Here is a 23,314-nt window from a genome sequence, read left to right on the forward strand (position 1 = left end):
AGAAGAACATGTTCAAGAAAATCCTGATCGCCAACCGCGGTGAGATCGCCTGCCGCGTCATCCAGACGGCCAAGAAGATGGGCATCCTCACCGTCGCCGTCTACTCCGACGCCGACAAGGAAGCCCGCCACGTCGAGCTGGCCGACGAGGCCGTGCACATCGGCGCGGCCCCGAGCCGCGAGAGCTATCTGCAGGCGGACCGCATCATCGCGGCCTGCAAGCAGACGGGCGCCGAGGCCGTGCACCCTGGCTACGGCTTCCTGTCGGAGAACGAAGCCTTCGCACGCAAGGTCGAGGAAGAGGGCATCGCCTTCATCGGGCCGAAGCACTATTCGATCGCGGCGATGGGTGACAAGATCGCCTCGAAGAAGCTCGCGAACGAAGCCAAGGTCAACACCATTCCGGGCTGGAACGATGCCATCGAGACGGCCGAGCGCGCCGTGGAGATTGCCAACGACATCGGCTACCCGGTGATGATCAAGGCCTCGGCCGGCGGCGGTGGCAAGGGCCTGCGCGTGGCCTTCAACGACAAGGAAGCCTTCGAGGGCTTCACCTCGTGCCGCAACGAGGCGCGCAACAGCTTCGGCGACGACCGCGTGTTCATCGAGAAGTTCGTCGAGGAGCCGCGCCACATCGAGATCCAGGTGCTGGGCGACTCGCACGGCAACGTGATCTACCTGAACGAGCGCGAGTGCTCCATCCAGCGGCGCCACCAGAAGGTGATCGAGGAAGCTCCTTCCCCCTTCATCAGCGACGAAACGCGCAAGGCCATGGGCGAGCAGGCCGTGCAGCTGGCCAAGGCCGTGAAGTACCAGAGCGCTGGCACGGTGGAGTTCGTGGTCGGCAAGGACCAGAGCTTCTACTTCCTGGAGATGAACACGCGCCTGCAGGTGGAGCACCCGGTGACGGAATGCATCACCGGCCTCGACCTGGTCGAGCTGATGATCCGCGTGGCGGCCGGCGAGAAGCTGCCGCTGACGCAGGCCGAGGTGAAGCGCAACGGGTGGGCGATCGAGTGCCGCATCAATGCCGAAGACCCGTTCCGCAATTTCCTGCCGTCGACCGGCCGGCTGGTGAAGTTCCAGCCGCCGACCGAGACCATGTTCGCGAGCGACACCGAGCACCTGCAAGGCGTGCGCGTGGACACGGGTGTGTACGACGGCGGCGAGATCCCGATGTACTACGACTCGATGATCGCCAAGCTCATCGTGCACGGCAAGGATCGCCAGCATGCGATTGCCCGCATGCGCGAGGCGCTCAACGGCTTCGTGATCCGAGGCATCAGCAGCAACATCCCGTTCCAGGCGGCGCTGCTGGCGCATCCGAAGTTCGTGGCGGGCGACTTCAACACCGGCTTCATCGCCGAGCACTACGGCAAGGGCTTCCATGCCGAAGACGTGCCGCATGCCGACCCGTCGTTCCTGATCGCGCTCGCGGCTTATGTGCATCGCCGCTATCGCGCGCGCGCATCGGGCATCAGCGGGCAGCTCGAAGGCCATGGCGTGAAGGTGGGCGAGCAGTTCGTGGTGGTGGAGCTGGGGCCGGAAGGCAAGCACGTGCATCACCCGGTTTCCGTTACCGACTTCCACGGCAAGACCGGCGCCAGCTCGGTGGCCGTGGGCGGCAAGAGCTACAAGATCGACAGCAGCTTTGCGCTGGGCGCGGTCCGCGTGCAGGGCATCGTCAACGACAAGCCCTTCACCGCGCAGGTGGAGCGCGGCGCGGGCAAGAGCCCGCTGGCGCTGCGGGTGTCGCACGACGGCACGCAGATCGAGGCGATGGTGCTGTCGCCGCTGGGCGCGCGGCTGCTGGAACTGATGCCCTACAAGGCGCCGCCTGACCTGAGCAAGTTCCTGATGTCGCCGATGCCGGGCCTGCTGGTCGAGGTGTCGGTTCAGCCGGGGCAGCAGGTGCGTGCCGGCGAGAAGCTTGCCGTCATCGAGGCGATGAAGATGGAAAACGTGCTGTTCGCTTCGCAGGACGGCGTGGTCGGCAAGATTTCGGCGGCCAAGGGCGAATCGCTCGCCGTCGATCAGATCATTCTGGAGTTCAACTGATGGGTGCCAACGACTTGCAACAGGCGATCACGCTGCACCGGCCCGCGAAGGCCGCTGCCCCCAGGGCCGAGGGCCGGTGGTCCGTCGAGGCGATCCAGGCGCTGCTCGACAAGCCGCTGATGGACCTGCTGTTCGAGGCGCAGACCGTGCACCGCAAGCATTTCCCCGAAGGCGACATCGAGCTGGCCACGCTGCTGTCGGTCAAGACCGGTGGCTGTCCGGAGAACTGCGGCTACTGCCCGCAGTCGGCCGAGTTCGATACCGGCGTGAAGGCGCAAAAGCTCATGGAGGTCGACGAGGTGGTGCGCGCCGCGCAGGCCGCCAAGGACGCCGGCGCCACGCGCTTCTGCATGGGCGCCGCATGGCGAGCGCCCAAGGACCGCGACGTGGAGAAGGTGGCCGTGCTGGTAGAGGCGGTGAAGGGCCTGGGCATGCAGACCTGCGCCACGCTCGGCATGCTGGAGCCGCACCATGCGCACCAGCTCAAGGCCGCCGGCCTCGACTACTACAACCACAACCTCGACACCGCGCCCGAGTACTACACCGACGTGGTCGACACGCGAACCTACCAGGACCGGCTCGACACGCTGGCCAACGTGCGCAGCGCGGGCATCAGCGTGTGCTGCGGCGGCATCGTGGGCATGGGCGAGCAGCCGGTGCACCGCGCGGGGCTGATCGCTCAGCTGGCCAACCTGAACCCGTACCCGGAATCGGTGCCGATCAACAGCTTGGTGCGCGTGCCTGGCACGCCGCTGGCGGACTCGGACCCGGTCGACCCATTCGACTTCGTGCGCATGATCGCGGTCGCGCGCATCACCATGCCCACCGCGCGCGTGCGTCTGTCGGCCGGGCGCCAGCAGATGGGCGACGCGGTGCAGGCGCTGTGCTTCATGGCGGGCGCGAACTCGATCTTCTATGGCGACAAGCTGCTGGTCACCGGCAACCCCGACGTGGAAGCCGACACGGTGCTGCTGCGCAAGCTCGGGCTCAACGCGCGGCAGGTCCAGGAACAGGCTTCCGAAAGCTGCGCCGCATGACCGCCGCCACCACCCGCCCCTTCAAGGTGCTGGGCATCCAGCAGATCGCCATCGGCGGCCCCGACAAGCTGCGGCTGCAGAAGCTGTGGGTCGACATGCTGGGGCTCGAAGTCACGGGCACGTTCAAGAGCGAACGCGAGAACGTGGATGAAGACATCTGCGCGATGGGCGTGGGCCCGTTCAAGGTCGAGGTCGACCTGATGCAGCCGCTCGATCCGGAGAAGAAGCCTGCCGTGCACACCACGCCGCTGAACCATGTGGGCCTGTGGATCGACGACCTGCCCAAGGCCGTCGAGTGGCTGACGGCGCAGGGCGTGCGCTTTGCGCCCGGCGGCATCCGCAAGGGCGCGGCCGGCTTCGACATCTGCTTTCTTCACCCGAAGGCGAACGACGAGTTCCCGATCGCGGGCGAAGGCGTGCTGATCGAGATGGTGCAGGCGCCGCCTGAAGTGGTGGCGGCTTTCAGCGCGCTCGCAGCTACGCGTTGAGCACTTTCTTGATCGGCGGCTTCACGTCCGAGCTCCTGGGCGGCAGCATCGCCTGGTGCTCTCGCGCCGGGTTCAGGATGATCGAGGTGGCGGTCTCGGTGAGGATGCAGAACTTGGTGACCACCGCATCGAGGTGGCTCACGTCGATCACCGCGATCTCCAGGATCCAGCTGTCTTCCCCGGTCACGTTGTAGGCATTGACGCATTCGGGCGTCTGCTGCACCAGCTCGACCACGCGTGCGTAGTCGGCGCGGCCCACGCGGATGATGGCGCGGATGCCGTAGCCCAGCTTGCCCAGGTTCACGGTGGCACGGTAGCCGCTGATGACGCCCGCGGCCTCCAGCTTCTTCACGCGCTCGGTCACCGCGGGCTGGCTCAGGTGCACGCGGCGGCCGAGTTCGGCCATGGTCAGCCGCGCATCGTTCTGCAGTTCGGCCAGGATGCGGGTGTCGTGCGCATCCAGTGAGGGGTTCAAGGCGAAGTTCATGCAACTCCTTCAAATCAACGGTTGGAAGAGGGCAGAACCATGAATGTCGCATGGATGCCGGAGGTTGGCTTTCATACCATGGCTGCCATCGCACACCAACAAGAGACTTCCCTCGGCCATGTCCACCCTCGCTTCTCCAGCCAAGCCCGCGTCTGCAGGGCGCCCTGGCTTGCCGCCGCTGCTGTGGCTGTGCCTCGCCGCCACCTGGGTGGTCTGGGGCTCGACCTACCTCGCGATCAAGTACGCGCTCGTGAGCTTTCCGCCGTTCCTGCAGATGGGCTCGCGCTTCCTGTGCGCGGGCGTGCTGCTCATCGTGTGGATGCGCTGGCGCGGGGCGCCATGGCCGTCGCCGGTGCAATTGCGCAATGCGTTTGTCGTGGGGGCGCTGATGCTGGGCGGCGGCATGGGCGGTACGGCCAGCGCCGAGGTGTCGATCGGCTCTGGGCTGGTCGTCGCGTTCATCGCGGTGATTCCGCTGCTCATCGCGCTGCTCAACCTGATCTGGGGCGTGAGGCCGTCGCGGCTGGAGGCCGCGGGCATTGCGCTCGGGCTCGTCGGCGTGCTGATGCTGACGCAGGGCAGCGGCTTCCGGTCTTCGCCCGAAGGCTTGCTGGCGATCTGCATCGCATGCTGCTGCTGGTCGCTCGGCAGTGTGCTGAGCCAGCGCGGCCTGCCGCTGGCGCCCGGTGCGATGGGCTTCGCAAGCGAGATGCTGTGCGGCGGCGTGGTGCTGATGGGCCTGGCCGCTGTGTCGGGTGAAACGGTGGTCTGGCCGTTGCAGGCCGAGGCGGTGGCGGCGTGGATCTACCTCGTGGTGTTCGGCTCGCTGATCGCCTTCAACGCCTACATGGTGCTGCTCGCGAAGGCCCCGGCCGCGCTGGCGTCCAGCTATACCTTCGTGAACCCGGTGATCGCGATGCTGCTGGGCGTGTGGATCGGCGGCGAGACTGTGACGCGCTTCGAGTGGTACGCGGTGGGCGTAGTGCTGGCGGGCGTGCTGTTGCTGCTCTTCAAGCGCCGGGGCGGCGCCACACGGCAAGGGTAGCGGCCAACAGCCACATGCCGGCCGCACAACCGCGGTTCATTGCCTTGAGGCCGCGCTGCGAGAGAAAGCGTACGGCCTGCGTGCCGGCGCCGGCATAGGCCAGCATCACGCAGGTGTCGAGAGCGACGAAAACGGCGCCCAGCAGCAGGTACTGCGGGCCCTGCGGCTTCGCGATGTCGACGAACTGCGGCAGGAAGGCTGCAAAGAACAGCACTGTCTTCGGATTCGACAGCGCCACCATGAGGCTGCGCAGCAGCGCGACACGGCCCTGCGGACGGACTTCGAGCGGCGACTTGGCCAGCGCGGTGCGCAGGTCGGTGGTTTCGCTGCGCCACAGCTTGACGCCCAGCCACACGAGGTAGGCCACGCCTGCGACACGGATCGCATTGAAGAGCCATTCCGAAGTCGCCAGCAGCGAGCCCAGTCCCAGGGCGACGACCGCGATCAGCGTGATGCTGCCCAGCGACGCACCCGCAATGCCCCAGCTCGCGCGGCGCATGCCGCCCTCGATGCCGTTGGACAGCGCCAGCAGCATCGTCGGCCCCGGGATGAGGGCCAGCGCGAGCGAAGCGACGATGTAGATGAGCAGGGTGTCGAGCGTCATGGTTTGGCGGCTGGTGGGCGTTGTTGCGAGGCGGCGCGGGCACGCGCCAGTGCGGCTTCGACGATGGCGCGCTTGCGTGCACCAGCGTCTTGCGGAGTTTCGGCCTTGGGCGCCGTCTCGGCAAGGCGCGCATCGGTGTTGCGGTGCTTGCCGTGCACTTCGTAGCGGCGCCGTGCGCTCGCGGCCTGCTCGGCAGACCATGCTTGCCAGCCGGTGCGGCCGGGTGTTTCGACCTCGAGCGAGATGCAGTCGACGGGGCAGACCGGAATGCACAGCTCGCAGCCCGTGCAGTGGGCCTCGATCACCGTGTGCATGCGCTTGTTGACGCCGACGATCGCGTCGGTGGGGCAGGCATCGAGGCAGAGCGTGCAGCCGATGCACCAGGCCTCGTCGATGACGGCCATGGCGCGCGGGCCTTCAACCCCGCATTCGGGGTCGAGCGGCAGCGGCGCTCGGCCGGTGAGTCGTGCGAGCCGGTCGATGCCTTCGGCACCGCCGGGCGGGCACTGGTTGATGCCGGCTTCGCCGTCGGCCACGGCCTGGGCATAGCTTGCGCAATCCGGGTAGCCGCAACGTGTGCACTGCGTTTGGGGCAGTGCGTCGTTGATGCGTGCGGCGAGCCCGTTCACTGTGGGAATGGCGCGCGCTTCAGCGCGCCGCGCTGGTGCCGGGCTTCTTGCGCGGCGCTGTCTTCTTGGCGGCGACGGCCGTGGCCGTCTTCGCTGGGGCCTTCTTGGCCGCGACTGCTGCGGGAGCCGGGCTTTTGCGCACAGGCTTCACGGTGTCTTCGGCGGCCAGTGCGTCGCGGGCGCTCGCGCGGCGCTGCGGCTGGTCGTTGGCCTCGATGAATTTCTGCATCTTCGGGTAGACCAGTTCGCGCCAGCGGCGGCCGCTGAAGATGCCGTAGTGGCCGGCGCCTTTGACTTCGTAGTGCTCGCGCTTCGCGTCGTCGATGCCGGTGCACAGGCTGTGCGCGGCTTCGGTCTGGCCCGAGCCGGAGATGTCGTCGAGTTCGCCTTCGACGGTGAGCAGGGCCGTGCCGTGGATGTCCTGCGGGCGCACGCGCTCCACCTTGCCGTCGGGGGACTTGACGTCCCAGGTGCCGTTGACCAGGTCGAACTCCTGGAACACGGTGCGGATGGTCTCGAGGTAGTAATCGGCGTCCATGTCGAGCACGGCGTTGTACTCGTCGTAGAACTTGCGGTGGGCCTCGGCGCTGGCGTCGTCGCCCTTGATGAGGTCCTTGAAGTAGTCGTAGTGGCTGCTGGCGTGGCGGTCGGGGTTCATGGCCACGAAGCCGGTGTGCTGCAGGAAGCCGGGGTACACGCGGCGGCCTTCACCGGGGAAGCCCTGCGGCACGCGGTAGATCACGTTGTTCTCGAACCACTCGAAGCTCTTGTTCATCGCGAGGTTGTTGACCGCCGTGGGCGACTTGCGCGCGTCGATGGGGCCGCCCATCATCGTCATGGTGAGCGGCAGCGGCTCGCCGCGGCTGGCCATGAGCGACACGGCAGCGAGCACGGGCACGGTGGGCTGGCACACGCTCACCACGTGGCAGTTGCCGTACTCGGCCTGCAGCAGGCGGATGAACTCCTGCACGTAGTTGATGTAGTCGTCGAGGTGGAACTCGCCTTCCGACATCGGCACGAGGCGCGCATTCTTCCAGTCGGTGATGTAGACCTTGTGGTCCTGCAGCATGGTGCGCACGGTGTCGCGCAGCAGGGTCGCATAGTGGCCCGACAGCGGTGCGACGACCAGCACCACGGGCTGGCTCTTGAGCGTCTTGAGGATGTGTGGCTCGTCGGTGAAGCGCTTGAAGCGGCGCAGCTCGCAGAAGGGCTTGTCGAGCGCAATGGCTTCCTGGATGACGACATCCGCGCCATCGACCTTCACCGACTTGATGTTGAACTCGGGCTTCTCGTAGTCCTTGCCCAGGCGGTAGAGCAGGTCGTAGCCCGCGGCCATGCGCTGGGCCATGGGCAGCTGGCCCCATACGGCGCCGGGGCCGTAGAGCTTGGAGGCTGCCTGGGCGAAGTCCGAGAAAGGCTCCATCAAGGAACGCTGGGCTTCGTAGAGTTGATAGAGCATCGCTGATCTTTGAGTGGAATGTTGCGGTGCAATATATCAGCGCATTCGCTGCGTTGCAGGGGGCCTAACCCCTACAACGACCCCGCCGCGAGGGTCCTTTGGCCAAGAAGTGTGAAGGAATCGTCGCTGCAGCGCATTCCCTCACACTTTGCTGTCACTTAGATGACTTTGGCGATCGACGCGCAGACGTAATCGATGTTCTTGCTGTTGAGCGCGGCCACGCACATGCGGCCGGTGTCGGTGCCGTACACGCCGAACTCATTGCGCAGGCGCACCATCTGGTCCTTGGTCAGGCCCGAGTAGCTGAACATGCCGATCTGCGTGGTGATGAAGCTCATGTCTTCCTTCACGCCCGCGGCCTTGAGGCCGTCGACCAGCTTCTGGCGCATGGCCTTGATGCGCACGCGCATCTCGCCCAGTTCCTTTTCCCACAGGGCGCGCAGCTCGGAGTTGCCGAGCACCGCTGCCACCACGGCGCCGCCGTGCGTGGGCGGGTTGCTGTAGTTGGTGCGGATGGCGATCTTGAGCTGCGACAGCACGCGGCCGGCTTCTTCCTTGTTTTCGCACAGCACCGACAGTGCGCCGACGCGCTCGCCGTACAGGCTGAAGCTCTTGGAGAAAGAGGTCGAGACGAAGAAGGTCAGGCCGGCTTCGACGAACTTGGCGACGGCCGCGCCGTCTTCCTTCAGGCCGTAGCCGAAGCCCTGGTACGCCATGTCGAGGAAGGGCACCAGGCCCTTGGCCTTGACGGCGGCGACGACCTGGTCCCACTGGGCGGCGGTGATGTCGTAGCCGGTGGGGTTGTGGCAGCAGGCGTGCAGCACGACGATGGTGCCGGCCGGGGCCGCGTTCAGGGCGGCCAGCATGCCTTCGAAGTTGACGCCGCGCTTGGCCGCGTCGTAGTAGGGGTAGCTTTCGACTTCGAAGCCGGCGTTGGTGAACAGCGCGCGGTGGTTTTCCCAGCTCGGGTCGCTGATCAGCACCTTGGCGGAGGGGCTGAGCTTCTTGAGGAAGTCGGCGCCGACCTTCAGGCCGCCGGTGCCGCCGATGGCCTGGATGGTGGCCACGCGGCCCGAGGTGACGGGCTCGCTGTCGGCGCCGAAGACCAGCGCCTTGACGGCGTTGTCGTACGCCGCGATGCCGTCGATGGGCAGGTAGCCGCGCGCGGTGGGCGCTTTCATCATGTTCTGTTCTGCGGCCTGCACGCACTGGAGCAGGGGCAGCTTGCCGTTGTCGTCGTAATAGACGCCGACGCCGAGGTTGACCTTGTTGGGGTTGGTGTCGGCTGCAAATTGCTCGTTGAGGCCGAGGATCGGGTCGCGCGGTGCCATTTCGACCGCGGTGAACATAGACATGGAAAGGTCCTTTGGGATGAAAGCTTCGCTGCAACCGGACTAGGCTTTATGCTTTCCGGTTGCCTTGAATTTTACCGGCGCGAGCGCCACCTGTCGGGAACAGCCATGCCAGACAACAACGAAGCCATAGCAGACCTGAAGAAAGTGGACCCGATCGGGCCCGCGAAACAGGGTGAATTCATCAGGTACCCGGACTCCCCGTTCGAGCTCTTCCAGCCCTATCCGCCCGCGGGCGACCAGCCCAAGGCCATCGAAGGGCTGGTCGAAGGCGTGATCGACGGCGAAGTGTTCCAGACCCTGCTGGGCGTGACCGGCTCGGGCAAGACCTTCACCATGGCCAACGTGATCGCGCGGCTGGGCCGCCCGGCCATCGTATTCGCGCCCAACAAGACGCTGGCGGCGCAGCTCTACAGCGAGTTCCGCGAGTTCTTCCCGAAGAACGCCGTCGAGTACTTCGTGAGCTACTACGACTACTACCAGCCCGAGGCCTATGTGCCCCAGCGCGACCTGTTCATCGAGAAGGATTCCTCGATCAACGAGCACATCGAGCAGATGCGGCTGTCGGCCACCAAGAGCGTGCTGGAGCGGCGCGACACGGTCATCGTGGCCACGGTGAGCGCCATCTACGGCATCGGCACGCCCGAGGACTACATGGAAATGCGGCTGATTGCCCGCGTCGGCGACAAGGTCGGGCAGCGTGACCTGATTTCCCGGCTGATCCGCATGCAGTACCTGCGCAACGAGCAGGACTTTGCCCGCGGCACCTTCCGCGTGCGCGGCGACACCATCGACGTGTTTCCGGCGGAGCACAGCGAACTGGCGATCCGTTTCGAACTGTTCGACGACGAAATCGAGTCGCTGCAGCTGTTCGATCCGCTGACCGGGCGCGTCCGGCAGAAGGTGCCGCGCTTCACGGTGTACCCGTCGAGCCACTATGTGACGCCCCGCGACAAGGTCATGGCGGCGGTCGAGACCATCAAGATCGAGCTGAGCGAGCGGCTCAAGGAGCTGGTGAGCGCGGGCAAGCTGGTCGAGGCGCAGCGGCTGGAGCAGCGCACCCGCTTCGACCTCGAGATGCTGGCCGAAATCGGCCACTGCAAGGGCATCGAGAACTACACGCGCCACCTGTCGGGCGCCGCGCCCGGCGATCCGCCGGCCACGCTGACCGACTACCTGCCTAAGGACGCGCTCATGTTCCTCGACGAGAGCCACCAGATGATCGGCCAGCTCGGCGGCATGTACAACGGTGACCGGGCGCGCAAGACCACGCTGGTCGAATACGGCTTCCGCCTGCCGAGTGCGTTGGACAACCGGCCGCTCAAGCTCGAGGAGTTCGAGACGCGCATGCGCCAGTGCATCTTCGTGTCGGCCACGCCGGCGCAGTACGAGAAGGACCATGCCGGCAATGTGGTCGAACAGCTGGTGCGGCCCACCGGCCTGATCGACCCCGAAGTCGAGGTTCGGCCCGCCACCCACCAGGTGGACGACGTTCTGGGCGAAATCCGCGTGCGCGTGGACAAGAACGAACGCGTGCTCATCACCACGCTGACCAAGCGCATGGCCGAGCAGCTGACCGACTACCTGGGCGACAACGGCGTGAAGGTGCGCTACCTGCACAGCGACGTCGACACGGTTGAGCGGGTGGAGATATTGCGCGACCTGCGCCTGGGCACCTTCGACGTGCTGGTGGGCATCAACCTGCTGCGCGAGGGGCTGGATATTCCGGAGGTTTCGCTGGTGGCGATCCTCGATGCCGACAAGGAAGGCTTCCTGCGCGCCGAGCGCTCGCTGATCCAGACCATCGGCCGGGCGGCGCGCAACCTGAACGGCAAGGCCATTCTTTACGCCGACCGCATGACCGATTCGATGAAGAAGGCCATCGACGAGACCGAGCGCCGCCGCGCCCGGCAGATTGCGCACAACGAGGCGAACGGCATCACGCCGCGCAGCATCGTCAAGCAGGTGCGTGACCTGATCGACGGGGTCTACAGCGAGAAAACGGGCAAGGAAATGGCCAAGCTCGACCTGGAACGCGCCAAGGTCGAGGACATGAGCGAAAAGGACATCGCACGGGAAATCAAGCGGCTGGAAAAGCAGATGCTGGAGCACGCCCGGAACCTCGAATTCGAGAAGGCGGCCCGCGTACGCGACCAGCTGGCGCTGCTGCGCGAACAGGCTTTCGGGGCTGCCGGCGGGGACAACATCGCGCTCTAGCCGCGCTAGTTCAAACGTTCGCGTTCTTCAAGCGGACGGCGCTGGGGTTTACCCGAGCAGAGTTCGGGGGCTTCTGTTATACTTGAGCGAAATACTCAACAACAAGAAAAGAACTTCGCGATGAAGGACCGACTCCTACCGGCTGGTTCACCAGCGCCAGGGGTCGGGCAGGGCGGAGACGAGGTCACCGCAGCCCAGGGCCACGGTGTCATTTCAACGGTAAGCACTTGAAGGAGCTTGCGATGCGTCTCACTACCAAAGGCCGTTTTGCGGTCACGGCAATGATCGATCTGGCGTTGCGTCAGAACACCGGTCCGGTCACGCTGGCCGCAATCAGCCAACGGCAGCAGATTTCGCTGTCCTACCTCGAACAGCTGTTCGGCAAGCTGCGCCGTCATGAACTGGTCGAATCGACCCGCGGCCCCGGTGGCGGTTACAGCCTCGGCCGCAAGGCTGCCGATATCACGGTCGCCGACATCATTGTTTCCGTCGATGAGCCCATCGACGCCACCCAGTGCGGCGGCAAGGAAAACTGCCTGGGCGAAGCCGGCCGCTGCATGACGCACGAGCTCTGGGCCTCGCTGAACCAGCGCATGGTCGAGTTCCTCGACTCCGTCACCTTGCAGAAGCTGGTCGACGACCAGATCGCCAAGGGCGTGCAGATCGAGAACAAGCCCGTCGTCAAGCGCGCCATCTCGGCCCAGCCGGTGGTCAAGCCGATTCGCGTGAATGCGCCGAACTCGGTGTTCGCTCTCGGCAACGCCTTCGCGAAGTCCTGATACCGCTTTCGAGACTTCTGATTTCCGGCGGCGCCTTCGGGCGCCGGCACGAGCAGCAGCCCAGATCTAAAAACAACCCCCACGCCAGCACGAGCCAGCCATGGACGTAACTCCTCATTTCCCGATCTATCTCGATTACGGCGCCACCACGCCGGTCGACCCGCGCGTGGTCGACGCCATGATTCCCTGGTTGCGCGAGCACTTCGGCAACCCGGCATCGCGCAGCCACGCCTGGGGCTGGGAAGCGGAAGAGGCTGTCGAGAAGGCGCGCGGCCAGGTGGCCGAACTGATCAATGCCGATCCGCGCGAAATTGTCTGGACATCGGGTGCCACCGAATCGATCAACCTCGCGCTCAAGGGCGCTGCCCAGTTCTACAAGGGCAAGGGCAAGCACCTGATCACGCTGAAGACCGAGCACAAGGCCGTGCTCGACACCATGCGCGAGCTGGAACGCCAAGGCTTCGAGGTGACCTACCTCGACGTCGAGGAAAACGGCCTCGTCGACCTCGAGAAGTTCAAGGCGGCCATTCGCCCCGACACCATCCTGGCCAGCGTGCTCTTCGTGAACAACGAAATCGGTGTGATCCAGGACGTGGTCGCGCTGGGCAACGCGTGCCGCGAAAAGGGCGTGATCTTCCACGTCGACTCGGCCCAGGCCACCGGCAAGATCGACATCGACATCACGAAGCTGCCCATCGACCTGATGAGCCTGGCTTCGCACAAGACCTACGGCCCGAAGGGCATCGGCGCGCTGTACGTGCGCCGCAAGCCGCGCATCCGCCTCGAAGCGCAGATGCATGGTGGTGGCCATGAGCGCGGCATGCGTTCGGGCACGCTGCCCACGCACCAGATCGTCGGCATGGGCGAGGCCTATCGCATCGCCAAGCTCGAGATGCACAAGGACATCGAACACGCACGCCGCCTGCAGAAGCGTCTGCTCGACGGGCTGAAAGACGTGGAACAGGTGTTCATCAACGGCGACCTCGAACACCGCGTGCCGCACAACCTGAACATGAGCTTCAACTACGTCGAAGGCGAGTCGCTGATCATGGGCATCAAGGGCCTGGCGGTGTCGTCGGGCTCGGCCTGCACCTCGGCCAGCCTCGAGCCCAGCTACGTGCTGCGCGCCCTGGGCCGCAGCGACGAACTGGCGCACAGCAGCCTTCGCATGACCATCGGCCGTTTCACGACCGAAGAAGAAATCGACTACGCCATCTCGACCATCAAGCACAACGTTGCCAAGCTGCGCGAGCTGAGCCCCCTGTGGGAGATGTTCCAGGACGGCGTCGACATCAGCACGATCCAGTGGTCGGCCCACTGACGCAGGCCCGCACCAGGCTCCACGATTGAACAAAGTTTGAGAGGTACACCATGGCATATTCTTCCAAGGTCATCGACCACTACGAAAATCCCCGCAACGTCGGCTCCTTCGAAAAGGGCGACGACTCGGTAGGCACCGGCATGGTCGGCGCACCGGCCTGCGGCGACGTGATGAAGCTGCAGATCAAGGTCAACCCGGAAACCGGCGTGATCGAAGACGCCCGCTTCAAGACCTATGGCTGCGGCTCGGCCATCGCGTCGTCGTCGCTCGTGACCGAATGGGTCAAGGGCAAGACGCTCGACGAAGCGGCTGCGCTCAAGAACGCGCAGATCGCCGAAGAACTGGCCCTGCCGCCCGTGAAGATCCACTGCTCCATCCTGGCCGAAGACGCGATCAAGGCCGCCGTGAGCGATTACAAGGCCAAGCACGGCGTCAAGACCGAATCCGCTGCTGCCGAAGCTGTCCACTGACATGGCCGTCACGCTGACCGAAGCCGCTGCGCGACACGTCACCCGCTACCTCGGCAAACGGGGCAAGGGCGTGGGTGTGCGGCTGGGCGTGAAGACCACGGGTTGCTCAGGCCTGGCCTACAAGCTCGAGTACGTGGACGAACTGGCGCCCGAAGACGTGGTGTTCGAAGACCACGGCGTGAAGGTGCTGGTCGACCCGAAGAGCCTGGCCTACATCGACGGCACGCAACTCGACTTCGTGCGCGAAGGCCTGAATGAGGGCTTCAAGTTCATCAACCCCAACGAACGCGACCGCTGCGGTTGTGGGGAAAGTTTTCGCATCTGATGCGCCGTCGCTGACTGCGACCATAGCCGCCACCATGTCATGTGCTGGCGGTTTTTTCTTGCCATGAACCTGAACGACACCGACTTTCAACTGTTCGCCGTCCCGGCGACTTTCGCGCAGGACCGCGCCGTGCTCGACGCGCGCTGGAAAGAGCTGCAGCGCGAAGCCCACCCGGACCGCTTTGCCGCACAGGGCGCCGCGGCGCAGCGCGTGGCCATGCAGTGGTCGGTGCGCATCAACGAGGCCTACCAGCGCCTGAAGGACCCGATCCGCCGCGCCAGCTACATCTGCGAGATGCAGGGCGCACCGCTGAATGCCGAGAACAACACGGCGATGCCGGCGGAGTTCCTCATGCAGCAGATGGAGTGGCGCGAGGCGCTCGACGATGTCGAAAGCATCGCTTCGCTCGAGAAGCTCCAGGCGGAGGTCGAGGCCGGCCGCGCGCGCGCGCTGTCGTCGCTCGACTGGCTGATCGACGAGAAGGGCGACTACCCCGCCGCCGCGCAGCAGGTGAGAGCCCTCATGTTCATTGAGCGCTTCGGACAGGACGTCGAAGCCAAGTTCGATCAGTTGGGACAATAGAAGACATGAACCCCCACGCTCATCACTTCGTGTATTCGCTGCCCCCCATGGGGGCGCAGGCCTCCCTTGGGGCAGTCCGGCGGGAGGCCTGATGGCTCTTCTTCAGATTTCCGAACCCGGCCAGGCGCCCGATCCGCATCAGCGCCGCATCGCCGTGGGCATCGACCTGGGTACGACGCATTCGCTGGTGGCCTCGGTGCGCAACGGCGTGGCCGAATGCCTGCCCGACGACCAGGGACGCGTGCTGCTGCCCTCGGCCGTGCGCTACCTCGAAGGCGACCGCCGCCAGATCGGCTTCGATGCCGTGGCCGCGCGCGCGCAGGACCCCGCCAACACCATCACTTCCGTGAAGCGGCTCATGGGCCGCGGCCTGGCCGACATCGCGAACCGCGATGCCATGTCGTACCGCATCGGCAGCGGCGACGGCGGCATGGTGAAGGTGCAGACGCTGGCTGGCGAGAAGTCGCCGGTCGAGATCAGCGCCGAGATCCTGGCCACGCTGCGCTACCGTGCACAGGACACCTTCGACGACGACGAACTGTATGGCGCCGTCATCACCGTGCCCGCGTACTTCGACGAAGGCCAGCGCCAGGCGACCAAGGATGCCGCGCAACTCGCCGGCCTGAACGTGCTGCGCCTGATCAGCGAACCCACGGCCGCGGCCATCGCCTACGGGCTCGACAACGCGAGCGAAGGCGTCTACGCGGTCTACGACCTGGGCGGCGGCACTTTCGACATCTCGATCCTGCGGCTCACGCAGGGCGTGTTCGAAGTGATTGCCACGGGTGGCGACTCGGCCCTCGGCGGCGACGACTACGACCATGCGCTCGCCGACTTCGTGCTCGCGCAGACCGGCCTGCAAGCCGTCAGCGACGCCGACAAGGCCGCATTGCTCGTGGCCGCGCGGGCAGCGAAAGAGGCGCTGACCGATTCGCCGTCGACCATCTTCAAGGCCGATGTCGCAGGCAAGACCCTCTCCTTCGAGCTGGCCCGCGAGCAGTTCTACGCCGCCACGCAGCCACTCACCGACCGCACCATCGCCGCCGTCCGCAAGGCTCTGCGCGACGCGAAGCTCAAGCCTGAAGAACTGCAAGGCATCGTGCTCGTTGGCGGCTCGACCCGCATGCCGCAGGTGCGCCGCGCCGTCGCCGATTTCTTCGGCCGCGAACCGCTGGTCAACCTGAACCCCGACGAAGTCGTGGCCCTCGGTGCCGCCATCCAGGCGAACCAGCTGGCCGGCAACAACGGCGCGGGCGAACTGCTGCTGCTCGACGTGATCCCGCTTTCGCTCGGCATCGAGACCATGGGTGGCCTGGTCGAGCGCATCGTGCCGCGCAACCAGACCATTCCCACCGCGATGGCGCAGGACTTCACCACCTACCAGGACGGCCAGACCGCACTGGCGCTGCACGTGGTGCAGGGCGAGCGCGATCTCGTCTCCGACTGCCGCAGCCTCGCGCGCTTCACGCTGCGCGGCATTCCGCCGATGGCCGCGGGCGCCGCGCGCATCCGCGTGACCTTCACCGTCGATGCCGACGGCCTGCTGAGCGTGAGCGCAAAAGAGCAGGGCAGCGGCGTCGAGGCCAGCGTGGCGGTCAAGCCGTCTTACGGCCTGTCGGACGACCAGATCGCGACGATGCTGCAGGAAAGCTTCTCCACCGCGCAGCAGGACATGCAGGCCCGTGCGCTGGTCGAGGCACGCGTCGATGCCGACCGCATGCTGCTTGCCACGCAGAGCGCGCTCGATGCCGATGGCGACCTGCTGAACGGCGAGGAGCGCGCGATCATCGATGCTTCGATGCTGCAATTGCGCGAAGCCGCCAAGAGCAGCAACGACGCCGCCGCCATCGAGGCCGCAACCAAGAAGCTGGCCGACGACACCGAAGCCTTTGCCGCACAGCGCATGAACGCGGGCATTGCGCGCGCACTTGCCGGCCGCAAGGTCGAATCTCTCTAGAACAAAAACATGCCCACGATCAAGATCTATCCGCATCCCGAGTACTGCCCGCAAGGCGCCGAAATCACCGCGCCCGCCGGCACCTCGATCTGCGAGGCGCTGCTCGACAACGACATCAATATCGAGCACGCCTGCGAGATGAGCTGCGCCTGCACCACCTGCCACGTCATCGTGCGCGAGGGCTTCAGCTCGCTGAACGAAGCGGAAGAGGGCGAGGAAGACCTGCTCGACCGCGCCTGGGGCCTGGAGCCGCAATCGCGGCTGAGTTGCCAATCGATCCTGGCGCAGGAAAATGTGACCATCGAGATTCCGAAGTACTCGATCAACCACGCCAAGGAAAACCACTGATGAGTCGCTTGATCGTCCTCGATACCGAAACCACCGGGCTCTCCGCAGAGAACGGCGACCGCATCATCGAGCTCGGCTGCGTGGAGCTGTTCAACCGAAAGCTCACCGGCAACGACCTGCACATCTATTTCAACCCGGAGCGCGAGAGCCACGAAGACGCGTTGAAGGTCCACGGCCTGACGACCGATTTCCTTCGCGACAAGCCGAAGTTCGCCACGCTGGCCAACGACATCGTCGAGTACCTGCGCGATGCCGAACTGATCATTCATAACGCGGCCTTCGACGTCGGCTTCCTCAACAAGGAGTTCGAGCGCGCCGGCTTTCCTCCGCTGCGCACCTTCGTGGCGGAAGTGACCGACACGCTGGCCATGGCCAAGCAGGTGTATCCGGGCAAGCGCAACTCGCTCGATGCGCTGTGCGACCGCTTCGGCGTCGACCGTTCGAACCGCACCTTCCACGGCGCCAAGCTCGACGCCCAGCTGCTGGCCGACGTCTACATCAACCTCACGCGCGGACAGGATGCGCTGCTCATCGACGTGGCCTCCAACGAGCCCGAGGTTGGGACCAAGGTCGTGGCCATGGACCTGAGCCAGTTCGAGTTGCCGGTGATCCTGGCAGCGGAGCATGAACTCGCCGCGCACGAGGGCGTGTTGGCCCAGCTCGACAAATCTTCTGGTGGTCGCACGCTGTTTCGTCAAAACGAAGAAAAAGCTGTGGCATAATCTGAGGCTTCGCTGAACGCGATACGTAATTCAAAGCAACGCAGACAATGCGCTGCTTTGGGCGGTTAGCTCAGGGGTAGAGCACAGCATTCACACTGCTGGGGTCGGAGGTTCGAAGCCTCCACCGCCCACCATCATCAAAAAGCGACCTGGATTTCCAGGTCGCTTTTTTGTTTTGCGCGCCAGTTCGTTTTTTACAGCTTCGCGCCGATCAGATCAGCGCAGCTGTCGCATGCGAAATAGAGCTTCTGCTCGCCGCACTTCACCGACCCCGTGGCTCCCGCGCGGATCTGCCATTCGCACGACCTGCCTGAAGCGACGAGCGCTGCTGTCGGTTGGCGCCGACGGCAAGTGCAGCCGCATGATGGCGCGCCTTTGCCGACGCCGGCATGGAAATGTCAGGAAAGGAGCAAGACCATGGCCACTCATCCAGATCTTCCGACCCCCGTCACGCCGGACCTGCCCGTGGAGCCCGACGAGGGCCCAAGCACGCCGCCAGACGAACCCACGGACCCGGTACCCCCACCTCAGTGAGTTGAGCCTGCGCGTCTGCCGTGCTGGCCGCGATAAGCTCGCACGATGGAAGAAATCGATTGCGCCGTCATTGGCGGTGGAGTGGTGGGCCTGGCCGTAGCGCGGGCGTTGGCGCTCGAAGGCCGGGAGGTGTTGGTGCTTGAATCCGAAGGCGCCATCGGCACGGGAACTAGCTCGCGAAACAGCGAGGTGATCCATGCGGGCATCTACTACCCGCAGGGTTCACTGAAGGCGCGGCTTTGCGTGGAAGGCAAGCAACTGCTCTACGCCTACGCCGAGGCGCGCGGCGTGCCGCATCGGCGCTGCGGCAAGCTGATCGTTGCCACGTCGCCCGAGCAGGCGGGGCAGCTCGATGCGATCCGGGCCAAGGCGGCGGCCAACGGCGTCGACGACCTGGAACTGCTCTCCGAACAGCAGGCCAAGGCCCTGGAGCCGCAGTTGCAGTGCGTTGCGGCGCTTCATTCGCCCAGCACCGGCATCGTCGACAGCCATGCGCTGATGCTGAGCCTGCTCGGCGACCTCGAGAACGCAGGCGGCATGCTCGCGCTGAAATCGCCTGTATCGCGCGCCGAATGCGGTGCCGACGGCATCGTGCTGATCGCGCAGGACGGTACGGCGTTGCGTTGCCGAACGGTGGTCAACGCCGCGGGGCTGGGCGCGCCGGCGCTGGCCCGCCGCTTCGAGGGCTTGCCTGCTGCGGCGGTGCCTCGAGAGAATTTCGCCAAGGGCAACTACTTCACCCTGTCGGGTCGGGCGCCTTTCGGGCGGCTCGTCTATCCGGTTCCCGAGCCGGGCGGCCTGGGCGTGCACCTGACGATCGACCTCGGCGGCCAGGCCAAGTTCGGCCCCGACGTGCAGTGGGTTTCCTCGGCCGACGACCTCGTGGTGGACCCCGCGCGCGGCGATGGCTTCTATGCCGAGGTGCGCAAGTACTGGCCCGCGTTGCCCGACGGCGCGCTGATTCCCGGCTATGCCGGCATGCGGCCCAAGATCTCGGGGCCCGGCGAGCCCGCCGCGGACTTCATGATCGACGGGCCGGCGTCGCACGGCGTGGCGGGGCTGGTCCATCTGTTCGGCATCGAGTCGCCGGGGCTCACGAGCAGCCTGGCGATCGGGGCCCACGTCGCCCGCCTGCTGGCGGGTACGGAAGGCTGAGCGAGGAGCGAAGGGCACATGTACGCACATCTGTCGCGCATGAGGGTCTTTTGTGCCTGTAACATGACAGTACGCCATTTGCTGGCGTGAAGCCGCCGGCGCGGTGCCGGTGTCATCACGGAGGAAAGATTCCAATGAGTGCATCCCAAAATCTTGAAGCAGCAGCCGAAGACATCGCGAGCGACGTGCGCGGCGTGCTGGCGAGCAAGGACCTGGATTCGGTTCCCCACATCAAGGCGCTGCGCCAGCGCATCGACACCAAGCTTGCCATTGCGCGCGAGCTCGCATCCGAGAAAAGCAAGCTCGCCGCCAAGAAGGCCCGCGAGGCAGCCACTTCCGCCAACGCCTACGCTCACGACGAACCATGGCAGATCGCCGGTGCCGCACTGGCCGTCGGCGTGCTGGTGGGCCTGCTGCTTGGCCGCCGCTGACCGGCAGCCGCACCGCAGCACCGTTCACCCGGGCATGACAGGAGGTAGCCCATGAGGCTGCTTTCCCTGTTCGGCCTGGACGCCCGCGTCCGCCGGCTGCGCATCGCCGCCGCCGAGGGCGCCCTGGCGGCCGAAGACCGGGTGCAACTGCTGCGCATGGCCTGGGATGACGAGAAGCAGCGCCTGAAGCTGATGCTCGTCTTCGGGCTGGCCGTGCTGGGGCTGACCACCGTCACCGTGGCGCTGGTGTCCGTGGCGGTGGTGGTTCATTTCTGGGACACGCCGTACCGCATCACGGCCGCGTGGTCGGTGGCGGGCGTGTGGATCGTGCTGTGGCTGGTGGCCGCCATCGGCCTGCTGCAGACCCTGCGCAATGCGTCCAACGGCTTCGCGCCGGCGCGCCAGGAGTTCGAGCGCGACTGGGCATGGGTGCAGGACCGTTTCGGCCTCGGCAAGGACCCGGACCAGCCCGACGACGAACCCCGTACCCCGAGGCCCGCCACGCGCGAGGAACTGCTGGCGCGCATGGACCGCCAGCGCCAGCGCATCGCAACGCTGCAGGGCGGACGCGAGCCGCAGTTCGCGCACGACGACGCGGCCAAAGCGGAGCAGGCGCCTCCGCCCGACGAGTCCGCTGCCGCTGCTGCATTGCGCATTGCGCGGGCGCACCCTGTGGCCGCCGGCGTCGCCGCTGCCGCGGCCGTGGTGGTGATCCGGCCGCGGCGTCTGCTGCGTTGGGCCGCGTTCATTGCGCCAGTGCTCTGGCGCATGCGCTGAAGAGAGCCGAAAAAAGACTCAGGCCTTGCTGCGATCCCGCAGCAGCGCCTGGGCCGCTTCGCGGACCAGTCCTGGGCCGCGATAGATCAACCCGGTGTAGATCTGCACCACGTCGGCACCGGCGGCGATCTTGGCCTTGGCATCGGCCCCGCTCAGGATGCCGCCCACCCCGATGATCGGAAAACCGGCGCCCAGCGCCGCGCGCAGTTGCGCGATCACGCGGTTGCTGGCTTCCCGCACCGGTGCGCCCGAAAGTCCACCCGCTTCCTCCGCATGCGGCAGGCCCTTCACCGTGTCGCGCGCCAGCGTGGTGTTGGTGGCGATCACGCCGTCCATGCCGTGGCGCTTCAGGGTGGCGGCAATGACCGCGACCTGGGTTTCGTCGAGGTCCGGAGCGATCTTCACGAACAGCGGCGCGCGCTTGGCATGGCGCGTGGCCAGCGTCTCGCGCCGCTCGGCTACGGCGCCGAGCAGGGCGTCGAGCGCCTCGTCGCTCTGCAGCGAGCGCAGGTTCGCTGTGTTGGGGCTGGAGATGTTGATCGTCACGTAGTCGGCATGCGGGTACACGCCGTCGAGGCAGGCGAGGTAGTCGTCCACCGCGCGCTCGATCGGCGTGGCGGCGTTCTTGCCGATGTTCAGGCCCAGCAGCATCGGCGGCCTGGCCGCGCCGCCCGCCTTGCGGAAACGCGCCTTCTGCACGTTCGCAAGGAATGCCTCGAGACCTTCGTTGTTGAAACCCAACCGGTTGATCAGCGCGTCGCGCTGCGGCAGGCGGAACATGCGGGGCTTGGGGTTGCCCGGCTGGCCCTTCGGCGTGACCGTGCCCACTTCGACGAATCCGAAGCCCATGGCCGCGAAGGCATCGATGCAGCGCGCGTTCTTGTCGAGCCCGGCGGCCAGGCCCACGCGGTTCGGAAAGCTCAACCCCGCAAGCTGGATGGGATCGCTGACACGCGGTGCCGAATAGGCGCAGGCCAGGGGCGTGTTCTGGGTGCGCGCGAGTCCGTCGAGGGTCAGTTCATGGGCGTGCTCTGGGTCGAAGCCGAACAGGAAAGGGCGGGCCAGGCCGTAGAGCGAAGAGGGCAGCAGCAGGGGCATCGGATAATTCTCGACTTCAATGAGCCAAGGATTCTCCGCGATGACCGCACCCGCCTCCCCAACCCCCGTTTCCGGCACCCTGTCCCAGGACGAACTCAAGGCCCTGGTCGGCCACGCCGCTCTGGCCTACGTGGTCAAGGGCGAGATCGTCGGCGTCGGCACCGGCTCCACGGTGAACAAGTTCATCGATGCGCTGGCCACCATCAAGGACCAGATCAAGGGCGCCGTCTCCAGCTCGGTGGCCTCCACCGAGCGCCTGCGGGCACTGGGTATTCCGGTGTTCGACAGCAACGAGGTGGAGGAGCTGGCCGTCTACATCGACGGCGCCGACGAAATCGACCATCGCGGGTTCATGGTGAAGGGTGGCGGCGCGGCGCTCACGCGCGAAAAGATCGTCGCGGCCCAGTCGCGCAAGTTCATCTGCATCGCCGATGCGTCCAAGCTGGTGGAAACGCTGGGCGCCTTCCCGCTGCCGGTGGAAGTGATTCCGATGGCCGCTCGCCGCGTGATGCGCCAGTTCGCGGCGATGGGCGGCATCGCGCAGGTGCGCGAGAAGGACGGCCTGCCCCTGGTCACGGACAACGGGCAGCACATCGTCGACGTGACGGGCCTGCGCATCGCCGATCCGCTGGCTTTCGAGTCCGAGGTGAGCCAGTGGCCGGGCGTGGTGACGGTGGGCGTTTTCGCCCATCAGAAGGCCGACGTGTGCCTGCTGGGCACCGCCACGGGCGTGAAGACGATGACCTTCGCCTGAGGCGGCAACGCCCCAGGTTCAGAACTTGATGCCTGCCGGGTTGCTCGGCCCCGGCTCGCTCGATGCGGGCGGTGGCGAAGCCGGTTGCGCGGCGGGTGCCGGAGCCTGGGGGCGAGCGGCGGGCGCCGCCTGCTGTGCGACCAGCGGCCGTGCCGGGCCGTTGCGGTAGCCGGCGGGGAGGCTGTTGCTCTTGGGGTAGCCGGCCGCGTCGAGGTACTGCGACCATTCGACGTCGGAGAAACCCTTCAGCTGCTGCGATCCGATGGTCAGCAGCGGCAGCGAACTCTGGCCGCTCAGGCGCTGCAGCGCCTCGATTTCCGCGTTGCTCTTGACGGTGCGCTCGTCGAACGGGATGCCGCGCGTCGTGAGCAGGGAGCGAGCGGCGCCGCATGGCGCGCACTCTTCGCCGCTGTACAACGTGACCGGGTAGCGCTGTGCCACTTGCCGCAGCTCGTAAGGCAGCCCCGCGTTGGGCGGCGTGCTGACGCCGCCTTGCGGCCCCGATGCCGCCCCTGTGTCGGCAGTTGGTGCGCGGTCCGAAAAAGTGACCTTGCCGTTCTTGTCCACCTGGCGGTAGACGTTCTGCGCCGTGGCACTGGCGGCCGCGAACACGAGAGCCAGGCCGATCAGGCGATGCAGTGAGAATTTGTAAGGGGTCGGATGCATCGCCCGAGTATCGCAAGCTT

General features: G+C 66.1%; 24 protein-coding genes and 1 tRNA gene. 18 read left to right on the forward strand and 7 right to left on the reverse strand.

The window, feature by feature from the left end:
* Window positions 1-8: 8 nt before the first annotated feature.
* Genes accC through C4F17_RS02775 form a run of 3 tightly spaced genes read left to right on the forward strand, consistent with a single transcriptional unit; the run spans window position 9 to window position 3,582 of the window.
* Window positions 9-2,057, forward strand: coding sequence for an acetyl-CoA carboxylase biotin carboxylase subunit (gene accC / locus C4F17_RS02765; protein ID WP_106937419.1), 2,049 nt, complete (start codon window positions 9-11; stop codon window positions 2,055-2,057).
* Complete coding sequence (gene bioB / locus C4F17_RS02770) at window positions 2,057-3,094, forward strand: biotin synthase BioB (protein WP_106934206.1); 1,038 nt, start codon at window positions 2,057-2,059, stop codon at window positions 3,092-3,094. The genes accC and bioB overlap by 1 nt, the downstream gene beginning before the upstream one ends.
* Window positions 3,091-3,582: a VOC family protein gene (locus C4F17_RS02775; protein WP_106934207.1), complete on the forward strand. Its 492-nt coding sequence runs from the start codon at window positions 3,091-3,093 to the stop codon at window positions 3,580-3,582. The genes bioB and C4F17_RS02775 overlap by 4 nt, the downstream gene beginning before the upstream one ends.
* On the opposite strand, the gene C4F17_RS02780 is transcribed toward C4F17_RS02775, so the two are convergent.
* The gene (locus C4F17_RS02780) at window positions 3,572-4,069 is read right to left on the reverse strand and encodes an Lrp/AsnC family transcriptional regulator (protein ID WP_106934208.1); all 498 of its coding nucleotides are present in this window, start codon (window positions 4,067-4,069) and stop codon (window positions 3,572-3,574) included. The two genes, C4F17_RS02775 and C4F17_RS02780, sit on opposite strands and share 11 nt — an antisense overlap.
* A gap of 118 nt (window positions 4,070-4,187) precedes the next feature.
* Here C4F17_RS02780 and C4F17_RS02785 point away from each other — a divergent pair, with 118 nt between their 5' ends.
* Window positions 4,188-5,114: an EamA family transporter gene (locus tag C4F17_RS02785; protein ID WP_106934209.1), complete on the forward strand. Its 927-nt coding sequence runs from the start codon at window positions 4,188-4,190 to the stop codon at window positions 5,112-5,114.
* On the opposite strand, the gene C4F17_RS02790 is transcribed toward C4F17_RS02785, so the two are convergent.
* The 4 genes from C4F17_RS02790 to C4F17_RS02805 form a co-directional block, all read right to left on the reverse strand.
* Window positions 5,080-5,718 carry a LysE family translocator gene (locus C4F17_RS02790; protein ID WP_081269000.1) on the reverse strand — a complete coding sequence of 213 codons (639 nt, stop codon included), beginning with the start codon at window positions 5,716-5,718 and terminating at the stop codon, window positions 5,080-5,082. The two genes, C4F17_RS02785 and C4F17_RS02790, sit on opposite strands and share 35 nt — an antisense overlap.
* Window positions 5,715-6,347, reverse strand: coding sequence for an RnfABCDGE type electron transport complex subunit B (locus C4F17_RS02795; RefSeq protein ID WP_106934210.1), 633 nt, complete (start codon window positions 6,345-6,347; stop codon window positions 5,715-5,717). The genes C4F17_RS02790 and C4F17_RS02795 overlap by 4 nt, the downstream gene beginning before the upstream one ends.
* Before the next feature lie 19 nt (window positions 6,348-6,366).
* Window positions 6,367-7,806, reverse strand: a complete 1,440-nt coding sequence (locus C4F17_RS02800) for a polyhydroxyalkanoate depolymerase (RefSeq protein ID WP_106934211.1) — start codon at window positions 7,804-7,806, stop codon at window positions 6,367-6,369.
* 158 nt (window positions 7,807-7,964) lie between these two features.
* Window positions 7,965-9,161: an amino acid aminotransferase gene (locus C4F17_RS02805; RefSeq protein ID WP_106934212.1), complete on the reverse strand. Its 1,197-nt coding sequence runs from the start codon at window positions 9,159-9,161 to the stop codon at window positions 7,965-7,967.
* A gap of 105 nt (window positions 9,162-9,266) precedes the next feature.
* Between C4F17_RS02805 and uvrB the strand changes: the two genes are divergently transcribed.
* From uvrB to C4F17_RS02875, 13 genes are all read left to right on the forward strand, one after another.
* A complete protein-coding gene (gene uvrB, locus C4F17_RS02810) occupies window positions 9,267-11,375 on the forward strand; it encodes an excinuclease ABC subunit UvrB (RefSeq protein WP_106934213.1) in 2,109 nt (702 codons plus the stop codon).
* 242 nt (window positions 11,376-11,617) lie between these two features.
* On the forward strand, window positions 11,618-12,154 hold the full coding sequence (iscR, locus tag C4F17_RS02815) for a Fe-S cluster assembly transcriptional regulator IscR (protein ID WP_007828186.1): 537 nt from the start codon (window positions 11,618-11,620) through the stop codon (window positions 12,152-12,154).
* A 100-nt stretch (window positions 12,155-12,254) separates the two neighbouring features.
* Window positions 12,255-13,475 (forward strand): IscS subfamily cysteine desulfurase, encoded by a 1,221-nt coding sequence (locus C4F17_RS02820; protein WP_081268995.1) that lies wholly within the window; start codon window positions 12,255-12,257, stop codon window positions 13,473-13,475.
* A 50-nt stretch (window positions 13,476-13,525) separates the two neighbouring features.
* Window positions 13,526-13,945 (forward strand): Fe-S cluster assembly scaffold IscU, encoded by a 420-nt coding sequence (gene iscU, locus C4F17_RS02825; protein ID WP_081268994.1) that lies wholly within the window; start codon window positions 13,526-13,528, stop codon window positions 13,943-13,945.
* 1 nt (window position 13,946) lies between these two features.
* A complete protein-coding gene (gene iscA, locus C4F17_RS02830) occupies window positions 13,947-14,270 on the forward strand; it encodes an iron-sulfur cluster assembly protein IscA (protein WP_081268993.1) in 324 nt (107 codons plus the stop codon).
* A gap of 63 nt (window positions 14,271-14,333) precedes the next feature.
* The gene (gene hscB / locus C4F17_RS02835) at window positions 14,334-14,852 is read left to right on the forward strand and encodes a Fe-S protein assembly co-chaperone HscB (protein ID WP_106934214.1); all 519 of its coding nucleotides are present in this window, start codon (window positions 14,334-14,336) and stop codon (window positions 14,850-14,852) included.
* A 91-nt stretch (window positions 14,853-14,943) separates the two neighbouring features.
* Window positions 14,944-16,809 (forward strand): Fe-S protein assembly chaperone HscA, encoded by a 1,866-nt coding sequence (gene hscA, locus C4F17_RS02840; RefSeq protein ID WP_106934215.1) that lies wholly within the window; start codon window positions 14,944-14,946, stop codon window positions 16,807-16,809.
* A gap of 9 nt (window positions 16,810-16,818) precedes the next feature.
* Window positions 16,819-17,157, forward strand: coding sequence for an ISC system 2Fe-2S type ferredoxin (gene fdx, locus C4F17_RS02845; protein WP_106934216.1), 339 nt, complete (start codon window positions 16,819-16,821; stop codon window positions 17,155-17,157).
* Window positions 17,157-17,879 (forward strand): DNA polymerase III subunit epsilon, encoded by a 723-nt coding sequence (dnaQ, locus tag C4F17_RS02850; protein ID WP_106934217.1) that lies wholly within the window; start codon window positions 17,157-17,159, stop codon window positions 17,877-17,879. The genes fdx and dnaQ overlap by 1 nt, the downstream gene beginning before the upstream one ends.
* Before the next feature lie 59 nt (window positions 17,880-17,938).
* Window positions 17,939-18,013: transfer RNA gene (locus tag C4F17_RS02855), tRNA-Val, on the forward strand.
* 445 nt (window positions 18,014-18,458) lie between these two features.
* Entirely contained in the window at window positions 18,459-19,568 is a 1,110-nt protein-coding gene (locus C4F17_RS02865; protein ID WP_106934219.1) for an NAD(P)/FAD-dependent oxidoreductase, read from the forward strand.
* Between the two features lie 134 nt (window positions 19,569-19,702).
* The gene (locus tag C4F17_RS02870; RefSeq protein WP_081268986.1) at window positions 19,703-19,999 is read left to right on the forward strand and encodes a glycine zipper domain-containing protein; all 297 of its coding nucleotides are present in this window, start codon (window positions 19,703-19,705) and stop codon (window positions 19,997-19,999) included.
* Between the two features lie 51 nt (window positions 20,000-20,050).
* Window positions 20,051-20,776, forward strand: a complete 726-nt coding sequence (locus tag C4F17_RS02875) for a phage holin family protein (protein WP_106934220.1) — start codon at window positions 20,051-20,053, stop codon at window positions 20,774-20,776.
* Window positions 20,777-20,794: 18 nt separating this feature from the next.
* Here C4F17_RS02875 and C4F17_RS02880 read toward each other — a convergent pair whose 3' ends face one another.
* Window positions 20,795-21,874 (reverse strand): quinone-dependent dihydroorotate dehydrogenase, encoded by a 1,080-nt coding sequence (locus tag C4F17_RS02880; protein WP_106934221.1) that lies wholly within the window; start codon window positions 21,872-21,874, stop codon window positions 20,795-20,797.
* Window positions 21,875-21,914: 40 nt separating this feature from the next.
* Here C4F17_RS02880 and rpiA point away from each other — a divergent pair, with 40 nt between their 5' ends.
* Window positions 21,915-22,628 carry a ribose-5-phosphate isomerase RpiA gene (rpiA, locus tag C4F17_RS02885; RefSeq protein ID WP_106934222.1) on the forward strand — a complete coding sequence of 238 codons (714 nt, stop codon included), beginning with the start codon at window positions 21,915-21,917 and terminating at the stop codon, window positions 22,626-22,628.
* An 18-nt stretch (window positions 22,629-22,646) separates the two neighbouring features.
* Here rpiA and C4F17_RS02890 read toward each other — a convergent pair whose 3' ends face one another.
* Entirely contained in the window at window positions 22,647-23,294 is a 648-nt protein-coding gene (locus tag C4F17_RS02890; RefSeq protein ID WP_081268982.1) for a glutaredoxin family protein, read from the reverse strand.
* Window positions 23,295-23,314 lie beyond the last annotated feature (20 nt).

This window comes from Variovorax sp. PMC12 (assembly GCF_003019815.1).
Taxonomy (GTDB): domain Bacteria; phylum Pseudomonadota; class Gammaproteobacteria; order Burkholderiales; family Burkholderiaceae_C; genus Variovorax.